The following is an 18520-nucleotide window of genomic DNA, read 5'->3' as shown; positions in this document are numbered from 1 at the left end:
GCGTGGCACGCTGAGCGGCGAGCAGCACCGACCCCGAGGGAGCAATGGCGTGGAGCGCTGGCGCGGCACCGACGAGATCCCCGCGAGCTGGGGGCGCTGCGTGCTGACCATCGGAGTGTTCGACGGCGTGCACCGCGGCCACCAGGCGCTGATCCGGGAGGCGGTCAGCACCGGCCGGGCGTTGGGGATGCCGACCGTGCTGATGACGTTCGACCCGCACCCAGCCGAGGTGGTGCGGCCGGGCAGCCACCCAGCGCAGCTGACCACCCTGCGCCGGCGGGCGGAGCTGGTGGCCGAACTCGGCGTCGACGCGTTCCTGGTGCTGCCGTTCACCGTCGCGCTGTCCCAGGTCAGCGCGGAGGAATTCGTGCACGACGTGATCATCGACCGGCTGCACGCGGCGAACGTGGTGGTGGGGGAGAACTTCCGGTTCGGCCATCGCGGGGCCGGCTCGGTGGAGTTGCTGCGGCAGCTCGGCCCGCGGTTCGGCTTCACGGTCAACGGGATCGGCCTGGTCACCGAACCCGATGCGGTCACCGTCAGTTCCACCTATGTCCGCTCCTGCGTCGCGGCGGGTGACGTCACGGCGGCCACCGAGGCGCTCGGCCGGCCACACCGGGTGGAGGGTTTCGTGGTGCACGGCGAGGGCCGCGGCGGCAGCGAGTTGGGTTACCCCACCGCCAATCTCGACACGGTGCCGCATGCCGCGATCCCGGCGGACGGGATCTACGCCGGCTGGTTCGTGCTGGGCACCCGGCGCTCGCCCGCGGCGATCTCGATCGGCACGAACCCGACGTTCTCCGGGCGGGTGCGGACGGTAGAGGCGTTCGTGATCGACGAGGGCGGCAACTTCTACGGTCGACGCGTCGCTTTCGACTTCGTGGAACGGCTGCGTGACACGGTGCGCTACGACTCGGTCGAGGCGCTCATCGCGCAGATCGACGACGACGTCGCGCGGACCAGGACGGTGCTCGGGGTTGCCGGCTGATAATCAAGCGCCAACGCCGGCCGCGTGAAGCCCGGGCGTGGTCGTCACGACGAATGCGCGGCGAGGACCACGACCACCAGCGCGAGCACGAGGACGATGTCGGCGATCAGCAGGGCGGGTCCGGCCATCTTCAGGACCCGCCCCCACCGCCCGAGCCGGTCGGCGGCGTGGGCGCGAACGGAGGTCGTCCAACGCAGCGACCGGTAGGCGCGGACCAGATGCAGCCGGTCGGCCCAGACCAGGAACGGTCGGCGCAGGTCCGGACCGACCGCCGATCCGGTGGCCCGCCGGCTGAACGGGTAGGCGAGCGCGAGCGCGCCGATGTCGACCGCGAAACGCAGGGCGACCGCGATGGCGAGGCCCGCGAACGGCGTGAGCAGGACGCGGAGGGCCTGGGCGGGGGTGCTGATCTCCGGCACGACGTCGAACCGCTCGGTGACGACTCGCGCATAGATGAGGCCGGCGATCACCACGGTGATGGTTGCGCAGCGCAGTGCCCACAGCATGAGCAGCGCGAGCGGATCGAAGGTCCCGCTCCGGACCGCCTTGGCGGGGTCCAGCGGAAGTCGGATGGTGTCCGTTGGCGCAGCGTCGCCGTCGCCCACCGGCCCACCTTCCTTGTCAGATCTGGACTCTTGACGGTGCGGCAACCGTACGCGGCGACCGGTTTGTCCGCCCTGAGGTGGGCTCGCACGTGCAGCGGTTTCGTTCGCCGGGGCGTAGCCGGACGTAGCATCACGCGCTACGGTTGGGCATGGCCAGAACAATCGCACAGCGCGAGCTGCGCAACGACAACGCGAAGGTGATCGAGGCGGTGTCGGCCGGCGAGACGTTCATCGTGACCCGGAACGGAGAACCGGTCGCGGAGCTTCGACCCCTACGAGCCGGTCGGCGCACGTTCATCTCCCGGGCGGAGGTCGCGGCGCTGGCCGCCGCGAACGTGCGCATCGACCGCGAGCGGTTCCGTGCGGATCTGGATGCCGCGATCGATCAGGGGTGGTGAATGTCCACCGGGATGCTCGACACGTCGGTCGTCATCGACTGGCATGACCCGGCTGTCGTCAGGGCTCTGCCGGATGAGGCAGCGATCTCGGCGATCACCGCGGCGGAGCTCGCTGCCGGTCCGCACCTCGCGCACGGGCCGCACGAAGCCGCGCGACGGCAGGCTCGCTTGCAGGAGGTCGAGTCGAAACTGGAACCGATTCCCTTCGACGCCGCGGCGGTGCGCAGTTACGGGCTCGTGGTCGCGGCCATCCTGGCCGAAGGGCGCACGCCGCGGAGCCGATTCGCCGACCTTCTTATCGCCGCCTCCGCGCACGCCAACGGACTCGACCTCTACACCCGCGACGGCGCCGACTTCCGCGGAATCGATCACCTGGTGACCGTGATCGAGATCTGACGGGAGCGTAACGTGCGGTCAGCTGATGACGACCGTGATGTCGGCGCCGGAACCAGAAGGAGCAACCCAGGTGGATGAGCACCAGATCCTTTCCCAGATAACGACTCTCGTCGACCAGGAGCACCAGCTCCGGACGAGGCTGCGGGACGGCGAACTCTCGGCGGAGGAGGAGCGCGACCGGCTCGCCCAGCTGGAAGGCGCTCTGGACCAGTGCTGGGACCTGCTCCGCCAGCGGCGCGCGAAGCGCGAGTTCGGCCAGAACCCGGACGACGCCCAGGCGCGCCCCGTCGACGAGGTCGAGCACTACCTGCAGTGATCGCGGCGGCCGCTGCCCACCGGCGGAACGGTCGGAGCCGTCAGTCGGACGGTGACGTCCGCTGTGCGCCGCGGCACCTGATCACGCCATTCCGCGATGACCGGCGGCCAAGACCCGGCCAACGGATGGTTCCCATATCGGCTGGGGCCGCGGGTGATCGAACATGAATCCCTGAACCGCGGGGCACCCCATTCGCCGGAGCGTCGCGAGCTGCGCAGGCGTTTCGACGCCCTCGGCGATGACGTCGACGCCCAGTTCCGCACCGAGCGCAATGACTGCGGACACGATGGCTGTGTCCCGTTGATCCTTGTCCAGCCCGGCAGTGAAGCTGCGGTCGATCTTCAACGCCTCGATCGGGAACCGGGCGAGGTGGGTGAGTGACGAGTACCCCGTGCCGAAGTCGTCCAGAATCAAGGTGGCTCCTGCGGCGACCAACCTGGTCAGGGCGACGTGCCCGACGTCGCTCTCGTCGAACAGGGCGGTCTCGGTGAGCTCGATGCTGAGCGTGCCGGGCTTCAGCTCGGTGACCTCGACGACCTCCGCCACCAAAGCCGGCAATTTAGGATCCTCGAGTTGACGAGGAGAAACGTTGATCGCGATGCGAAGCCGGCCGCCCGGGCCCCCCTGCCTTCCCTGTTGCCACTCGGCAGCCTGACGGCAGGCGGTACGGAGCACCCACCGCCCTAGCGGCACGATGAGGCCGGTCTGCTCGGCCAGCGGCAGGAATTCGGCAGGGGCGAGCAGCCCGCGCACGGGGTGTTGCCAGCGGACCAGGGCTTCCACGGCCGTCACGTGGTGGTCCACGACCGATCGGATGGGTTGATAGTGGATCACCAGCTCGTCCCGGTCGATTGCCCGGCGCAACTCGACCTCCAACGACACCCGTGCCTGGGCCTGGATCTGCATGTTTTGGTCGAAAAGCTCGGCCCTTGCGCCGCCATGGTGCTTCGCCCGGTACAGCGCCGTATCGACCTCTCTCAGCAACGCTTCGGCCGTCGGTACGGGTGAGAAATCGCCCGGGGTCAGCGCAACACCTGCGCTTGCGGTGATGGTGAGCACGGCCCCTTCCACTGCCAGCGGGGCCGCGGCCGCCACGAGCAGGCGGTTCACGATCGCGACCGCCTCCTGCTCGTCAGGCACGCCGTCGCAGAGCAACGCGAACTCGTCGCCGCCGAACCGGGCGAGGGTGTCGGCGGGACGGACGGCCGACGCAAGCCGATTCCCGACCGTTCTGAGCACGTCATCCCCCGCGGCGTGGCCCAGTCCGTCGTTCACTGCCTTGAACTCGTCCAGATCGATGAGGGCAACGGCGACCCGCGCCGCGCTGTCGCGGGAACTTGGCCGCCGGCTCAGGGCCTGGCCGAGCCGATCGAGGAGCAGAGCCCGGTTCGGCAGACCGGTCAGCGGGTCGTGCAGCGCCTGGTGGCTGAGCCGTTCCCGCAGCTCTACCTGCTCCCACGCGGTGGCGACCACACTGGCCATCGCCTGCAGCATCGCGACCTCGCTGGCGGTGAACCGGCGAACCCGACGCGCATGGACTGCCAGCACGCCCACGGTCCCCTGTCCGCCCAGCAGTGGCACGGCAATCCCGCTCACCATGCCGCGGGCGATCAGCGGAGTCGGCGGCGTGATCCGACCGTCCCGCCGCAAATCCGAAGAGACGAAAGGCATTCCGGTCTCGACCACGTGCAGGGCGTACGAGCCACGCGCTGCCAGCGGAATGATGGTTCCTGCGGGGAAGGAGTCGGGGCCCAACTCGTCGGCCACCACGAGCCGGCCATCGGCGAGCCGCCGGAGAGCGGTTCCGTATTCGGTGCGCAACACCCGCACCGCTACGCCGAGCGCTGCACTGAGCAGCTCATCCGGTTCGCTGACGACCAGCGCCTGCTGGCCGAGTTGGGCGACCGCCTCTGCGATGACGGCCCGCTGGTGCAAGAAGCGGCTCATCCGGCGCATCACCACCAGGATCACTGCGACGGTGATGGCAACCGGGAGCCACTGGGCGGCGGGCGAGAGACCGCCATCCCCGTTACCGGCATCGAGTCCCACGGCAACCGCTGACAGCGCGCCGACGACAAGAACCACAGCGGCTTGCGCGGCTGCCCGGCGGGGCGGGAGCAGCGCGAACGCCGCGAGAACAACCCACACGAGACACCACGGCATCAGCTCGGCGGGCAGCACCCGCTGGGTTGCCAGCACGGCGACGGTGACGGCCGTCGCGATCAGGACGCCATCGATGACGAAGCGCAGACGGGGGCTCAACCCAGCGGCAGGCGAGGCGTCGCGCGCGCTCTCGAGGGACCCGATCGATCCCCACCAGCGCCTGCCGATGGAGTGTGTCACCGGCTACGGTGCGCGGCGCAATGGTCGTCCCGCCGCTCCGTCGTCTTCAGTGGCGGCAGGTACCTGCTGGCTGCCATCAGCGCGTTGGCGGTCACCTCAGCGGAGACCTCGATCTGAGCGGCGACAACGTCCCGGGCGGCGGCGGTCGGCGCCGCGACAAGCAGCTCCGCGTTCCGCCAGGCCACCTCACGCCACACGATGAGCGTCTGCATCAGCCCGGTGAAGCCGATGCCGTACGGCGTGGGGGCGATCGCCATCGACGGGTCGAAGCGGGCGCTCAGCTCTTCCACCAGGGGCTGGACGACGTGGTTCAACATGATGTTGATCTGGTCGTGGTCAGGCTTGCGACTGGAGCCGTCGGGCATCGTCAGACCGATGGCGGCGAGCACGAAAGGCAGATCCCTGTTGACGTGGGCACTCATCCCCAACAGCAAATCCCCCATGCCGTCGACCTGGTTGCCGTCGGCTGCGCGGAATGCCACCCGCCAGGCGGGGGGAACCTGGGCGATCCGGCCCGCCGCGAAATTGTCATAGGCGTCGAAATACATCTGCGCGAACGCGACATCCTGATGGTTGACAAAAGCCGGATCCCGGAGAAACCCCGGTTCTCCGCTGAAGCTCAGGTACTGCTCGGTGGTGCGCAAATAGGCCAAGGTGAAGATGGCCTGGTGGCTGCAGCTCCATGCCAATGGCGTGAAGCGGTTGTGCATTTCCCGGATGGTGTCTGCCACACACGACGGCCGGCCTGCAACGCAGTCGTCAAGGCTGGTCGGTTCGTACCGATATGTCAGAGCGGGAATCGTCGCCGACCAACCGACGAATGGTGGATCGGCAGCCGCCGCGGGCGTCGTCGATGCGACCGAGAACGCGACACACACTGCAACGATGGTGGCGAGTCCGCGCTGACGACGGGTATTCACTTGGTCGCCTCAACTCTCAGTAGGCGCCCCCGCACCGATCGAGTTCAACCAGCGCTACAGCGTGGTGATGACATCCGTCAGTGACTCTACACATACGGCGGGTCACATTGAGGCCAAGAATCCACCTGAATTTGTCTGCACCCGGATATTTTGGGATGAAAAGTACGGCCCGCGACGGTCTCGGGCGGCTTTGGTGAAATTCCGGACGTCAGTCCGCCACTGCGCCCGCCGTGTGCTGCGGTACCTGATGCCGCCCCACGTCGTGGCCCTCCACCGGACGTGACGCGGCCGGATCGGGAGGCGTTGCGGGAACGGGGGTTTCGCCGGGGCGGGGCGGGCTGTGCGGAACGCTGCGATCCAGCACCGGAACCCCGTGCAGGGCGTACCGCTGCTCGGCGCACAGTTCGGCGAGCGCCTGCATCGTGCTGCCGCGGACGACCTTCGGGAAACTGAAGTAGCCGTGCGGCATGCCGACGTACTCGGTCAGCCGGGCCGGGGTGCCGGCGGCCTGCAGCGCCCGCGCGTAACGGATGCCGTCGTCGCGGAGCGGGTCGTACTCGGCCACCTGGATTAGTGCCGGCGGCAATCCGGACAGGTCCGCCGCGAGGATCGGCGAGGCCATCGGATCGTTCGCGTCGCCGTCCGGGCCCAGGTAGTGATTGCGGAAACCGACCATGCTGGCCGACGACAGGATCGGCCAGTCCGACCTCGCCGGATTGCTGGGGTCGAAGTCCTCCGGCGTCCGCAGGTCAGTGGCCGGGTACATCAGGGCTTGATGGGTGATCCGGGGGCCGCCCCGGTCGCGCAAGATCTGCGTGACGACGGCCGCGATGTTCCCGCCGGCGCTGTCACCCATGACGGCGAGCCGGCCCGCGTCCACCGCGAGTTCGTCCGCGTGCTCCGCGACCCAGGTGACGGCCGCCAAGCTGTCCAGCACGGCGGTGGGGAAGCGGTGGGTCGGCGCCAGTCGGTAGTCGACCGAGACCACCACGGCACCGACCCCGAGGCAGACCTCGCTGCAGAGCCAGTCCGACTGGTCCAGCGCGCCCAGGGTCCAGCCACCCCCGTGGAAGTGAACGATGACCGGGCCGCCGTCCGGTTGGCTCTCCGAACGGTAGATCCGCACCGGCACCCTGGCGCCGTCCTGCTCGATCAGCCGGTTGGTGGTGATGACGCCCTTGGCAACGGTGCCCGTCACACCGACGGCAAGCTTGCCGTGCCCGGCGAGTCGCTCCTGCGCTCGGACCATCTGCTCCGGCGTCATCGTGTCGACGGATCCGCCGGGCGCGTGCGCCAGCACCCACGCGAGCGACCGCACACGCCATCCCAGCTTGGCCATGGGAGCCCCCTACCGGTCGGTAACTTAACGGCTCCATCTTGCCAGGCGGCGGCTGACCTGCGCCAACGAGAACGACGTGAGCCGTGTCGCGCGGGCGGCGGAACGGCGATCGCCGTACCCCAGAACCTGCGGTGGCGTCGCAGTCGTGGTCACCACCCGCGACCGGCCCGGACCCGATGAGCGCGGACCCGATTGATGCGGACCCGATTAACGCAGACCTGATTAACGCGGACCTGATTAACGCGGTGCGACGGCCCCTGATGGGGTACTACCCGGGCGTGCCTCTCTTCCAGAACGTTGTTGCCTCGATCGAGAACGCCGATGCGCTCGACGGGCCGGCCGACCGGCTGGCCGGCGGGTTGGACACGGTGCTCACGCCGCCGATCCGCTCGGCGCTGAGCGGCTTCTGGCTCGGCCACCCGGTTCACCCCCTCCTGGTTACGGCGCCGATCGGTGCGTGGGTGTCGGCCAGTGCCCTCGACGCGACCAAAGGCAACGAGGTCGCCGCCCGCCGGCTGGTCGGTCTCGGCATCGTCTGCGCCGCCGGCGCCGTCGTCACCGGCCTGTCCGACTGGCGCGGGACCACCGGCACCGCGCGCCGGGTGGGCCTGGTGCATATGACCGCGAACACGGCCGCGCTTGCGCTGTACACCGCGTCCTGGCGGGCCCGGGTCGCCGGACGACACCGCCGCGGCGCCGTCCTCGCCCTGGCCGGTGCCGGTCTGCTGAGCGCCGGCGGCTACCTCGGCGGGCACCTCACCTACGCTCTGGGGGCGAACGTGAACCCGCACGAGCGGGCCGGTAGCGCGCCGGCAGAAGCACTGTCCGTGAGCTGACAGTCGGCTTCCGCCGCACCGCGACCACAGCTGATCGTCACGCATCGTTGCCGCTGGTAGGATCACCTGTTGGGTCCGGCTGCAGTCCGTGGCGGCCGGTACCGTCATCCCCCCGGCAGATTCCGTCCGGAGCGGGACGTGCACGTGACAGACACACCGAGGAGTACTACCTGTGGCGTTGACCACTGAGCAGAAGAAAGAAATCCTGAGCGAGTACGGCCTGCACGAGACCGACACCGGGTCGGCCGAAGCCCAGGTTGCGATGCTGAGCAAGCGGATCGCCGATCTGACCGAGCATCTCAAGGAACACAAGCACGACCATCACACCCGTCGCGGCCTGCTCGGCCTCGTCGGCAAGCGTCGCCGGCTGCTGCGCTACCTGCAGACCGTCGACATCAATCGCTACCGCTCACTCATCGAGCGGCTCGGCCTGCGCCGATAGTGCTCCGCCGGCGTCGGGACAGTGCGAACCGCCTGTCCCGGCGCGGGCGCCGGCGCTGCGGTGATTGATTGCCGCAGCGGGCCGGGCGTCAGTCCAGGGGGACAACGGACCACGCTCGCCCCCTTCCGCACGGTCACCCCGGGTGACCCACAACTGAACAACACCAGTGCCACCCACGTGCCCGCCCGCATCCTCAGCGTGACTGAGTTCGCGGCGACCATCACGGCCGGTCCTCGGTAGTGGCCACCGGAACGTCTGCGGCGTGCGCCCGCGCCCGACGTTCCGGCGGCTTCGATCGAAGGCCGGCACGCCGAAGAACTCAGCGCCGTCGCCGGTGCTCGTGACGGGACGTCCGTGGCTCCATCCAGCCGATCCGGCTGGGCACAAGAGGAGACCCATGTCAGACACCACCGCCTTCAGCGCGTCAGCCGTCATCGACAACGGCGCGTTCGGCACCCGCACCATCCGCTTCGAGACCGGCAGGCTTGCCCAGCAGGCCGCCGGATCCGTCGCGGCGTTCCTCGACGAGGACACCATGCTGCTGAGCGCCACCACGGCCGGCAAGCACCCCAAGGAGCAGTTCGACTTCTTCCCGCTGACGATCGACGTCGAGGAGCGGATGTACGCCGCGGGACGCATCCCCGGCTCGTTCTTCCGTCGTGAGGGCCGTCCGTCAGAGGACGCCATCCTGACCTGCCGGCTGATCGACCGGCCGCTGCGCCCGACGTTCAAGGCGGGCCTGCGCAACGAGGTCCAGGTCGTCATCACGGTGATGGCGCTCAACCCGGACGAGCTGTACGACGTGCTCGCCATCAACGCCGCCTCGGCCTCCACCCAGATCTCGGGCCTGCCCTTCTCGGGGCCGGTTGCCGGTGTCCGGGTGGCGCTGATAGACGGGCAGTGGGTCGCCTTCCCGACCCACTCCCAGCTGGAGAAGGCCGTCTTCGACATGGTCGTCGCCGGCCGGATCGCCGGTGATGACGTCGCGATCATGATGGTCGAGGCCGAGGCCACCTCCAACACGATCGAGCTGATCGCGGGCGGTGCCACCGCGCCGACCGAGGAGGTTGTCGCCGAGGGCCTCGAGGCCGCAAAGCCGTTCCTGAAGGTGCTGTGCGAGGCGCAGTCCGAGCTGGCCGCGAAGGCCGCCAAGCCGGTCGCCGACTTCCCGGTGTTCCCGCCGTACCAGGACGACGTCCTGGAGGCCGTCACCGCAGCCGCCGAGGCCGCCGGTCTCGCCGAGGCGCTGACCATCCCGGGCAAGCATGACCGTGACGGCCGCACCGACGAGATCAAGGCCGCCGTCTACGAGCAGCTCGGCGAGCAGTTCGCCGGCCGCAGCTCCGAGATCGGCAACGCGTTCCGCTCGGTCACCAAGAAGCTGGTCCGCCAACGCGTCCTCAAGGACAAGGTCCGCATCGACGGCCGCGGGCTGACCGACATCCGCACCCTGGGCGCCGAGGTCGGCTACCTGCCCCGGGTGCACGGCAGCGCGTTGTTCGAGCGCGGCGAGACCCAGATCCTGGGCGTCACCACGCTGAACATGCTGCGGATGGAGCAGCAGCTGGACACGCTGTCGCCGGAGAACCGCAAGCGCTACATGCACAACTACAACTTCCCGCCGTACTCCACCGGTGAGACCGGTCGTGTGGGTTCGCCCAAGCGCCGGGAGATCGGCCACGGAGCGCTCGCCGAGCGCGCCCTGGTGCCGGTGCTGCCGACCCGCGAGGAGTTCCCCTACGCCATCCGGCAGGTCTCGGAAGCGTTGGGCTCCAACGGTTCCACCTCGATGGGCTCGGTCTGTGCCTCCACCCTGAGCCTGCTCAACGCCGGTGTGCCGCTGAAGGCACCGGTCGCCGGCATCGCCATGGGTCTGGTGTCCGACACGGTCACCGCCGAGGACGGCACCTCGTCCGTGCAGTACGTCGCGCTGACCGACATCCTCGGCGCCGAGGACGCTTTCGGTGACATGGACTTCAAGGTCGCCGGCACCAAGACCTTCGTCACCGCGCTGCAGCTGGACACCAAGCTCGACGGCATCCCGTCCGAGGTCCTGCGGGGTGCGCTCGTGCAGGCCCGCGACGCCCGGTTCACCATCCTCGAGGTGATGAACGAGGCGATCGACGAGCCCGATCCGATGAGCCAGTTCGCGCCGCGGATCACCACCATCAAGGTGCCGGTGGACAAGATCGGCGAGGTCATCGGGCCGAAGGGCAAGATGATCAACTCGATCACCGAGCAGACCGGCTCGGACATCGCGATCGAGGACGACGGCACGATCTTCGTGTCCGGGCCGGACGGCATCGCCGTGCAGGCCGCGATCGACATCATCAACTCGATCGCCAACCCGCAGCTGCCCAAGGTCGGCGAGCGGTTCCTCGGGACCGTCGTGAAGACCACCGCCTTCGGTGCGTTCGTCTCGCTGCTGCCGGGCCGCGACGGCCTGGTGCACATCTCCAAGCTGGGCAGCGGCAAGCGGATCGCCAAGGTCGAGGACGTCGTCAACGTCGGCGACAAGCTGCAGGTCGAGATCGCCGAGATCGACGCCCGCGGCAAGATCAGCCTGGTTCCGGTGCAGGCCGGCGCTGAGGACAAAGAGGCTGCTGACGCAGCAGCCAATGGAGCGGCCGACGCCGTAGCGGCGCAGGTCTGAGACCGGTGGCGGCGCGCACCAGGACCCGGGTCCTCGAACGGGGAACCGACGGTTCGACGGTGACATCCTCGGAACTTCCCGGCGGTTTGCGGGTCGTCACCGAGAGCGTCCCGGGTGCGCGCAGCGCCTCGGTGGGTGTCTGGGTGGGCGTGGGGTCGGTCGACGAGACCCCACGCCTGGCCGGCGCCTCGCACTACCTGGAACACCTGCTGTTCAAGGGCACGAAGCACCGAACCGGGTACGACATCGCCGATGCGGTCGACGCCGTCGGCGGTGAGCTGAACGCCTTCACCTCCCACGAGTACACCTGTTACTACGCAAGGATTCTCGCCGAGGAGGCGGAACTCGCGGTCGGCATCGTCTGCGAGGTGGTGCTCGACGCGACCATCGCCGCGGCCGACGTCGACACCGAGCGGATGGTGATTCTCGAGGAGATCGCCATGCGCGACGACGATCCCGAGGACACCCTCGCCGATCTGTTCGCCGGCGCGGTCTTCGCCGGACACCCGGTGGCCGCTCCGGTGATCGGCACCGTCGACACGATCAGTGCGATGAGCCGCACCCAGGTGGCGGGCTACTACCGCCGCCGGTACAGCCCCGACAAGATGGTCATCGCGATCGCCGGCGGAGTCGAGCACGCGGACGTGCTGCGCTGGGTCCGGGCCGCGTTCCGCGAGCGACTGACCGCGGCCGACGCGGCATCCTCCCCTGCAGCGTTCCGCACCGGTAGCCGGGGGACCGTCGTCCCGCTCCGCCTGCCCTCGGTGGAGCAGCGGGACACCGAGCAGGCGCACCTGTGTATCGGCGTGCCGGCCGGCGACCGGAACGATCCACGGCGCACGACGCTGGCTGTTCTTTCCGCGGCGCTCGGCGGCGGGATGAGTTCACGGCTGTTCCGCAGCATCCGCGAGGAACGCGGCCTGGCCTACTCGTGCTACTCGGCGACGTCCGCCTACGCCGACATCGGCTCCTTCTCGGTCTACGCCGGCTGCCACCCGGAACATCTCGCCGAGGTTTCCAAGCTGATCGGCCAGGAACTGGCGCTGATCGCCGAGTCCGGCCTGCAGCCCGCCGAACTGGCCAGGGTCAAGGGTCAGCTGACCGGTTCGCTCGCGCTCTCGTTGGAGGACACCGAGTCGCGGATGAGCAGGATCGGCAAGACGGTGCTGGTGCGGAAGGAATTCCGCACCATCGAGGACGAGTTCGCCGCCATCCGGGCGGTCAGCGCCGACGATGTCGGCGCCCTGGCGAAACGCCTGCTGAGCCGTCCGCTGTCGGCTGCGGTGGTCGGGCCGTACGCTTCCAGCGATGATCTGCCCGCGGAGCTGACCCAACTCGTCGGCTGAGCAAGCGTCGGCCCAACGGGGTCGGTCCGCGGTACGAGCGAAACGAGGCGCGCCCTGATGACGCAGACACCGGGAGAGATCCGATGACCGACGAGTTGCTGCGCGTTGGGGTGATCGGGGCCCGGGGCCGAATGGGCACCGAGGCCGCGCAGGCCATCGACGAGGCCGACGACATGGACCTGGTCGCGACTGTTGACGCGCGCGAGTGGTTGTTCTCCGTCGCCGACGCGGGCAGTCAGGTGGTCGTCGACTTCACCCACCCGGCAGCGGTCATGGAGCACATCCGGTTCGCCGTCGACCACGGCATCCACGCGGTGGTGGGCACGTCCGGATTCACCGACGAGCGGCTGGACACCATTCGGCAGTGGCTCACCGCCAAGCCGGAGATCGGCGTCATGGTGGTGCCCAACTTCGCTATCGGGGCCGTCCTGACCACCCGTTTCGCCCGTGAGGCAGCCCGCTTCTTCGAATCCGCCGAGGTCATCGAACTGCACCACGCCGGCAAGGCCGACGCCCCGTCCGGCACCGCGGTGGCCACGGCCCGTGCGGTCGGCGCCGTCCGGAAGGAGGCGGGGCTCGGCGACGTCCCCGATGCCACCACCCTGGAGACCGAGGGCGCCCGCGGTGCCATCATCGACGGCATCCACGTCCACTCGGTCCGGTTGCCGGGCCTGGTGGCGCATCAGGAAGTGATCCTCGGCAGTGCCGGCGAGACTCTCACCATCCGCCACGACTCGCTGCACCGGTCTTCCTTCATGCCGGGCGTGCTGACCGCCGTTCGCGCGGTGTCCGGACGGCCGGGGCTGACCGTCGGCCTCGAGCAACTGTTGGGTCTGGACTGACTTGGCGCGTCCTGAAAGTTCCGCTGTCGCGACTCTGATCGACCCGGCACGGTGATCGACCCGTGAACAAAGGCGTCCGGATCCGGATCGTCGTCGGCATTCTCGTCGCCGTCCTGCTGGTCTACTTCTGTCTGCTCGCCGGTCGCGCCGTCGCGCTGATCACCTCCGGTTCCGCGGCGGGGATCGCGCTCGGGATCGGGGTGCTGATCCTGCCGATCATCGGCATCGTGCTGGTCGGCTACGAGCTCCGGTTCGGACTGCAGACGCAGCGGCTTGCCCGCCGGCTGGCCGCGGAGGACGCCCTGCCCGACGACACGGACCTACCGCGACGGGCGTCCGGCCGGATCGAGAGAGACGCCGCCGACGCCCATTTCGAGGTCGTCAGGGCGGAAGTCGAAGCCGCGCCACAGGACTGGCGGGGTTGGTACCGGCTCGCGCATGCCTACGACATCGCCGGTGATCGCAAGCGCGCCCGCTCCACCATGCGGCACGCGATAGAGCTGGCGGGCTCGGCGGACGGGCCGCCGAACGCCTGAGCAGCCGGTGTCCCGGCCCTCGAACGGTGTCCCGGCCTTCGAACGGTGTCCCGGACTCGGGCGGTATCCCGGCCTCAGACGGCGACCAGGTCGACGCCGCCGGAGAACCGGATCTCGAAGATGGGCTCACCGCCGGTGTCGAGTTCACGGCGCAGGCCATCGGCGGACCAGCCTGCCGAGGTGAGGAATCCCGCACTGGCCTTGTCCGTCTGGGGTATCCACCAGGTCGCGTTCGTCGCCCGCAACCGGCGGAGTTCCGCTGCGGCACCGGCCAGTAGCCGTCCGCCGTGTCCCCGCCGGCCCCACCGCGGTACCACGTACAGAACCTCTATCTCGCCGATCGGCGCGAGCAGATTGTGGTCGTCGACCTCACCGGACACCGCCGCAAAGCCGACCGGTTCGCTGCCTTCATGGGCGATCAGAACCGGACCGCCCTGACGCAACCTGGCATCCCACACCGCTGCGTGCGCGGTCGGATCGGCCAGCACCACCTCGGCCGGCAACAGGTCCGAGAACGCCTGCTGCCACACCTGGATCTGCAGGCCGGCGATGGTGGCCGCGTCGAGCGCCGTGGCCCGCCGTACCGTGCTGGACGCCACCGAACCTCCCTCTCGCAGCCGTCCTGCCGGACCGCCGGTCGGCTCCAGCATGCCAGCAGCCGGCGGCCCACCCGACCTCCAGGGCGTCTGTGGTGACAGTGCGATGCCCGGGGTGTCGGTGGCCGGTGGCAGCATGCCGGGAATGAGTTCGCCACTGACCGCCCGGCGGCCATCGCGCTCGGCCGAGCAGCTGCTGACCGCCGGTCAGGCCAGACGAATCGCCATCGCCGCCCAACAGCTCGGTTCCGCTCTGCCTCCGGTCGCCCCGCTGCTACCGGTCGGATCCCTGCCGCCGGCCGGGTCGCTGCCGCCGGCCGGGTCGCTGCCGCCGGACGGGTCGGACACCCGCCGGCCGGTCAACCGCGGGCACCTCAACCGGCTCGTCAAGGCGATCGGCCTGCTGCAGATCGACTCGGTCAACGTGCTGGCCCGTGCGCATCTGTTGCCCGTTTTCAGCCGGCTGGGCCCCTACCCGTACTCGCTGCTGGAGGGCGCCGCCTGGCCCGCGCGCAGCAGTGAACGCCTGCTCGTCGAGGCCTGGGCGCACGTCGCGTCGCTGATCCCGGTCCACGTGCACCCGCTGTTGCGCTGGCGTCAACAGGAGTGGGCACGGAGGCCTTCGCCGCGGGTGGATGCCATCCATCGGCAGCACCCCGGCTTCCTGGACACGGTGCTGCGGGTGATCGACGAGCGCGGGCCCAGCTCGGCCGGCGACATCGAGAAGGCGCTGGAGGCACCGGGTCGGGGGACCTCGGGGTGGTGGGAGTGGTCGATCACCAAAACGGCGTGCGAGTACCTGTTTCTGACCGGAGCCATCGGCGTGTCCTACCGCAGGGGGTTCGAACGCTGCTACGACCTGATCGAACGCGTCCTGCCACGCTCGGTCAGCGCAACGTCGACGCCCTCGGTGGAGGATGCGCAACGCGAGCTGACGGCACTGGCGGTCCGGTCGCACGGCGTGGGGACCGCCGGCGACATCGCCGACTACTACCGGCTGAGCGTCGCCGCCACCCGCCGCGGTCTGCAGGAGCTGGTGGAGGAAGGCCGGGTGCGGCCGGTGCGGGTCGAGGGATGGAAGGAGCAGGCCTACCTGCACACGGACGCGCGGATCCCGCGGAAGGTCACCGGCGCCGCCCTGCTGTGCCCGTTCGACCCGTTGGTCTGGGAAAGGGCCAGGACCGAGCGGCTGTTCGGTTTCCACTACCGGATCGAGATCTACACCCCGGAACCGCAGCGGCGCTTCGGGTATTACGTCTTCCCGTTGCTCGTCGGTGACGCTCTGGCCGGCCGGTTCGACCTCAAGGCCGATCGGGCGACGTCCCGGCTGCTGGTGCAGGCGTCCTGGATCGAGGCCGACCCGGTCACTGCCGCCGACCCGGTCGTCGCGGCGGACGCCGCAGCCGTCGAACTGACGCGGATGGCCCAGTGGCTGGGACTGGACGAGATCGTCGTCATGCAACGGGGCGATCTGTGGCGAACACTCGCGGCGCGGCCCGGGATGACGCTCGGTAGCCTGCCCGGGTGACAACTCTGCCGGCTTCGGTCGCTGCCGGCCATCCCTCCACCGCGACCGTCGGACGGGACATCCTGGTCGCGGGCGGTTCGGCGGCCGACGCGGTCGCTGCGATGATCCTTGCCGGCTGCGTCGCCGAGACGCTGTTCACCGGGCTGGGCGGCGGCGGGTTCGCCACCGTGTACGAGGCGTCCACCGGCCAGGTGCACTGCCTGGACTTCTTCGTCGCCGTACCCGGCCTGGACGGCACCGTGCCCGAACCGGCCAGGGCGATCCGGGTCGCCTTCGGTGAGGTCGAGGTGCCCTACGCGGTGGGCGGACCCAGCGTGGCGGTGCCGGGCACGCCGCGGGGGGTCGCGGCCCTGCACGACGCCTTCGGCAGGTTGCCCTGGTCGGAGATCGTCGCCCCGGCCAGGAGCCTCGCGCACGAGGGGACACCCTTTCCGTTGCAGCACGCCCAGCTGCTGCCGGATGTCGCGGCGGCCATGGTGCTCGGTGACGGCGTCGCCATTTACTCCAAGCCGGACGGCAACGGCGGCCGCCGGACCCTCGCCGGCGGCGAACTGCTGCACCACGAGGGGCTCGCGGACACCCTCGACGACTACCTCAACTTCGGACCGGAAGCGCTGACGACCGGAAGCAGGGGAAGGGATTTCGTCGCCGAGGTGCGGGCCGACGGCGGCGCGCTGTCCGAGGACGACATGTCGCAGTACCACGTCCGCGAGCTGCCGGTCGAGCACGTGCCGTTCGGCCCGGGTGTCATCCATGTCAGGGCCGACGACCTCGATCACTTCGGCCGGACGGCCGCCGTGCTGAACGAGACGCTGCACCGAACCGGGGCCGTCGAACGGGCACGAAGCATGGTGCGCGCACTACGCGCCACGGCGGTGCGGTCCGAGACCACCACCGTCGTCGCCGTCGACGAGCAGGGAAATGCCTGTGCCGCAACACATTCGCTCGGTCTCGGATCCGGGATCTGGACCGGAGGGGTGCACGGCAACTCGATGCTGGGGGAAGGTGAACTGCTGCGCGCTGCGTTGCTGCCGGGGGAGCGGATGCCGTCGATGATGGTGCCGATGGTCGTCACCGACCGGGCCGGCGGCCTGCTGTTCGCCGGCGGCGCGGCCGGCGGCAGCAGGATCAGGTCGGCGCTGCTGCAGGTGCTGACGAAGATCGTCATCGACCGGCACGCCGCCGCGGAAGCCGTTGCTGCGCCCCGGATGTCGGTCGCGCCGCACACCGTACACCTGGAACCGGGCTTCGGTCAGGACGTGATCGCCGCGCTGGAACAGGACGGCGAGGAGGTCGTCCAGTGGCCGGAGCAGCGGCCGTACTTCGGCGGGGTCGCCGTCGTCGCGGCGGACGGTCCGGCCGCCGACCCGCGGCGCGGCGGGCTGGCGCTGCGGCTGGTGCCCTGACCGGACGCCCTGACCGGATGCCCGACACGGGTGCCCGGTCAGGGCAACGAACGCGCTACTGGGCGGTGGCTGCCCGGCGGATCCGGATGTCACCGGAGGTGGTCTTGACCTTCAGCTCGAGCCGAAGGGCATCGTCGTCCTGCTCTGCCGGCGCGTCGTCACTGACCGGCAGATCGGTATCGGTCCGCCCGGACACCGTGCTCAGATCCACGGCGGCCAACGACCCGGCGTGCAGCCCGATCTCGACGTCGCCGGAGACGGTCGTCAACTCGGCCCGGCCGGCGGTGAGGTCGAGCACCCTGATCTCACCGGAGACCGTGCGGGCGTTGACGTTCCCGCCGGTGGCGTCCAGTTCGACGTCGCCGGAGGTGGAGTGCGCGACGGCCTCTCCGGTGACCGCCCTGGCGCGGATCTCGCCGGAGGCGCTCCGCAGGTCGCAGCTGCCGGTCGTCCGGATCTGGATGTCACCGCTCGCGGTCTGCACCACGGACGGTCCGGTCACGTCGTCGACCCGAACCTCGCCCGAGGCGGTCCTGGCCTCCAGTCGCTCGGCCCGGCCGGTGACGGAGACGTCGGCGGACTGGCTCTGGATGCGGATCCCGGAGTTCAGCGGAGCCGTCACGTGCACGGTGAACGACGACTTCCAGCCGTTGCGGGCCGGGTCGGTGTCCACGATCAGCGTTCCGGCCTGCCCGTCGACGGCGTCGCGCAGGTCCACCCGGACGCGCTCGACCGGATCGTCGGCGAAGTCACCGCTGGCACCGGCAGGGTCGTCGAACCGCGGCCGGCCCCCGGCGAAGGCCTTGCGGTCGCCGGCGAACTGCGACTTGGCGGCGCGGATGACGTCGTCCAGGAAGCCCAGCGGGTGGGACGTGCTGGCCACGACGTCCACCGTGGTGGAGGCGACGTCGGCCAGGTCGACCCGGATCTCGCCGGAGGCGTTGCGGATCTCGACGGTGATCGGTTCCGGGGTCAGGAAGGTGTGCATGTCTGATTCCTCATCTGTGCTGAAGGGGGTTCGTGCTCGACG

The 18520-nt window shown here is 69.8% G+C and carries 18 protein-coding genes; 12 read left to right on the top strand and 6 right to left on the bottom strand.

Annotated elements, in window-relative coordinates:
- Positions 1 to 49: 49 nt before the first annotated feature.
- A complete protein-coding gene (locus ACVBEQ_RS02965; RefSeq protein WP_447151934.1) occupies positions 50 to 988 on the top strand; it encodes a bifunctional riboflavin kinase/FAD synthetase in 939 nt (312 codons plus the stop codon).
- 44 nt (positions 989 to 1032) lie between these two features.
- Here the strand turns inward: ACVBEQ_RS02965 and ACVBEQ_RS02960 are convergent, their stop codons facing one another.
- Entirely contained in the window at positions 1033 to 1593 is a 561-nt protein-coding gene (locus tag ACVBEQ_RS02960) for a hypothetical protein (protein WP_447151933.1), read from the bottom strand.
- Positions 1594 to 1742: 149 nt separating this feature from the next.
- On the opposite strand from ACVBEQ_RS02960, the gene ACVBEQ_RS02955 reads away from it, so the two are divergent.
- The 3 genes from ACVBEQ_RS02955 to ACVBEQ_RS02945 all read left to right on the top strand — a co-directional run bounded on the left by ACVBEQ_RS02955 (position 1743) and on the right by ACVBEQ_RS02945 (position 2703).
- The gene (locus ACVBEQ_RS02955) at positions 1743 to 1991 is read left to right on the top strand and encodes a type II toxin-antitoxin system Phd/YefM family antitoxin (protein WP_447151932.1); all 249 of its coding nucleotides are present in this window, start codon (positions 1743 to 1745) and stop codon (positions 1989 to 1991) included.
- On the top strand, positions 1992 to 2387 hold the full coding sequence (locus ACVBEQ_RS02950; RefSeq protein WP_447151931.1) for a type II toxin-antitoxin system VapC family toxin: 396 nt from the start codon (positions 1992 to 1994) through the stop codon (positions 2385 to 2387).
- A gap of 70 nt (positions 2388 to 2457) precedes the next feature.
- Positions 2458 to 2703 carry a DUF2630 family protein gene (locus tag ACVBEQ_RS02945; protein ID WP_447151930.1) on the top strand — a complete coding sequence of 82 codons (246 nt, stop codon included), beginning with the start codon at positions 2458 to 2460 and terminating at the stop codon, positions 2701 to 2703.
- An 81-nt stretch (positions 2704 to 2784) separates the two neighbouring features.
- On the opposite strand, the gene ACVBEQ_RS02940 is transcribed toward ACVBEQ_RS02945, so the two are convergent.
- From ACVBEQ_RS02940 to ACVBEQ_RS02930, 3 genes are all read right to left on the bottom strand, one after another.
- Positions 2785 to 5046, bottom strand: coding sequence for a putative bifunctional diguanylate cyclase/phosphodiesterase (locus ACVBEQ_RS02940; RefSeq protein ID WP_447151929.1), 2262 nt, complete (start codon positions 5044 to 5046; stop codon positions 2785 to 2787).
- Positions 5043 to 5777, bottom strand: a complete 735-nt coding sequence (locus tag ACVBEQ_RS02935) for a DUF5995 family protein (RefSeq protein WP_447152170.1) — start codon at positions 5775 to 5777, stop codon at positions 5043 to 5045. Before ACVBEQ_RS02935 ends, ACVBEQ_RS02940 begins: the two co-directional genes overlap by 4 nt.
- Positions 5778 to 6174: 397 nt before the next feature.
- Entirely contained in the window at positions 6175 to 7305 is a 1131-nt protein-coding gene (locus ACVBEQ_RS02930) for an alpha/beta hydrolase (RefSeq protein ID WP_447151928.1), read from the bottom strand.
- Between the two features lie 278 nt (positions 7306 to 7583).
- Here ACVBEQ_RS02930 and ACVBEQ_RS02925 point away from each other — a divergent pair, with 278 nt between their 5' ends.
- From ACVBEQ_RS02925 to ACVBEQ_RS02900, 6 genes are all read left to right on the top strand, one after another.
- On the top strand, positions 7584 to 8141 hold the full coding sequence (locus ACVBEQ_RS02925) for a DUF2231 domain-containing protein (RefSeq protein WP_447151927.1): 558 nt from the start codon (positions 7584 to 7586) through the stop codon (positions 8139 to 8141).
- A gap of 172 nt (positions 8142 to 8313) precedes the next feature.
- Positions 8314 to 8583 (top strand): 30S ribosomal protein S15, encoded by a 270-nt coding sequence (gene rpsO / locus ACVBEQ_RS02920; RefSeq protein WP_447151926.1) that lies wholly within the window; start codon positions 8314 to 8316, stop codon positions 8581 to 8583.
- Between the two features lie 397 nt (positions 8584 to 8980).
- Positions 8981 to 11236: a polyribonucleotide nucleotidyltransferase gene (locus ACVBEQ_RS02915; protein ID WP_447151925.1), complete on the top strand. Its 2256-nt coding sequence runs from the start codon at positions 8981 to 8983 to the stop codon at positions 11234 to 11236.
- Complete coding sequence (locus tag ACVBEQ_RS02910; protein WP_447152169.1) at positions 11233 to 12582, top strand: M16 family metallopeptidase; 1350 nt, start codon at positions 11233 to 11235, stop codon at positions 12580 to 12582. Before ACVBEQ_RS02915 ends, ACVBEQ_RS02910 begins: the two co-directional genes overlap by 4 nt.
- 83 nt (positions 12583 to 12665) lie before the next feature.
- Positions 12666 to 13424, top strand: coding sequence for a 4-hydroxy-tetrahydrodipicolinate reductase (dapB, locus tag ACVBEQ_RS02905; protein WP_447151924.1), 759 nt, complete (start codon positions 12666 to 12668; stop codon positions 13422 to 13424).
- A 62-nt stretch (positions 13425 to 13486) separates the two neighbouring features.
- Positions 13487 to 13960 (top strand): tetratricopeptide repeat protein, encoded by a 474-nt coding sequence (locus ACVBEQ_RS02900; protein WP_447151923.1) that lies wholly within the window; start codon positions 13487 to 13489, stop codon positions 13958 to 13960.
- A gap of 74 nt (positions 13961 to 14034) precedes the next feature.
- On the opposite strand, the gene ACVBEQ_RS02895 is transcribed toward ACVBEQ_RS02900, so the two are convergent.
- Positions 14035 to 14559 (bottom strand): GNAT family N-acetyltransferase, encoded by a 525-nt coding sequence (locus ACVBEQ_RS02895; RefSeq protein WP_447151922.1) that lies wholly within the window; start codon positions 14557 to 14559, stop codon positions 14035 to 14037.
- Between the two features lie 142 nt (positions 14560 to 14701).
- Here ACVBEQ_RS02895 and ACVBEQ_RS02890 point away from each other — a divergent pair, with 142 nt between their 5' ends.
- Both ACVBEQ_RS02890 and ACVBEQ_RS02885 read left to right on the top strand, forming a co-directional pair.
- On the top strand, positions 14702 to 16084 hold the full coding sequence (locus tag ACVBEQ_RS02890) for a winged helix-turn-helix domain-containing protein (protein WP_447151921.1): 1383 nt from the start codon (positions 14702 to 14704) through the stop codon (positions 16082 to 16084).
- On the top strand, positions 16081 to 17490 hold the full coding sequence (locus ACVBEQ_RS02885) for a gamma-glutamyltransferase (RefSeq protein ID WP_447151920.1): 1410 nt from the start codon (positions 16081 to 16083) through the stop codon (positions 17488 to 17490). The genes ACVBEQ_RS02890 and ACVBEQ_RS02885 overlap by 4 nt, the downstream gene beginning before the upstream one ends.
- A gap of 55 nt (positions 17491 to 17545) precedes the next feature.
- On the opposite strand, the gene ACVBEQ_RS02880 is transcribed toward ACVBEQ_RS02885, so the two are convergent.
- Complete coding sequence (locus ACVBEQ_RS02880) at positions 17546 to 18478, bottom strand: DUF4097 family beta strand repeat-containing protein (RefSeq protein WP_447151919.1); 933 nt, start codon at positions 18476 to 18478, stop codon at positions 17546 to 17548.
- Positions 18479 to 18520: the final 42 nt, after the last annotated feature.

Source organism: Nakamurella sp. GG22 (assembly GCF_052976845.2).
The sequence above is the reverse complement of the archived record's forward strand: the minus strand, read 5'-3'. Positions and strand labels throughout refer to the sequence as shown.

Bases quoted from the DNA above. Each gene is read 5' to 3' on its own strand.
- ACVBEQ_RS02955 (WP_447151932.1), top strand. From the start codon at position 1,743: ATGGCCAGAACAATCGCACAGCGCGAGCTGCGCAACGACAACGCGAAG.
- ACVBEQ_RS02950 (WP_447151931.1), top strand. From the start codon at position 1,992: ATGTCCACCGGGATGCTCGACACGTCGGTCGTCATCGACTGGCATGAC.
- ACVBEQ_RS02930 (WP_447151928.1), bottom strand. From the start codon at position 7,305: ATGGCCAAGCTGGGATGGCGTGTGCGGTCGCTCGCGTGGGTGCTGGCG.
- ACVBEQ_RS02915 (WP_447151925.1), top strand. From the start codon at position 8,981: ATGTCAGACACCACCGCCTTCAGCGCGTCAGCCGTCATCGACAACGGC.
- dapB (WP_447151924.1), top strand. From the start codon at position 12,666: ATGACCGACGAGTTGCTGCGCGTTGGGGTGATCGGGGCCCGGGGCCGA.
- ACVBEQ_RS02890 (WP_447151921.1), top strand. From the start codon at position 14,702: ATGAGTTCGCCACTGACCGCCCGGCGGCCATCGCGCTCGGCCGAGCAG.
- ACVBEQ_RS02880 (WP_447151919.1), bottom strand. From the start codon at position 18,478: ATGCACACCTTCCTGACCCCGGAACCGATCACCGTCGAGATCCGCAAC.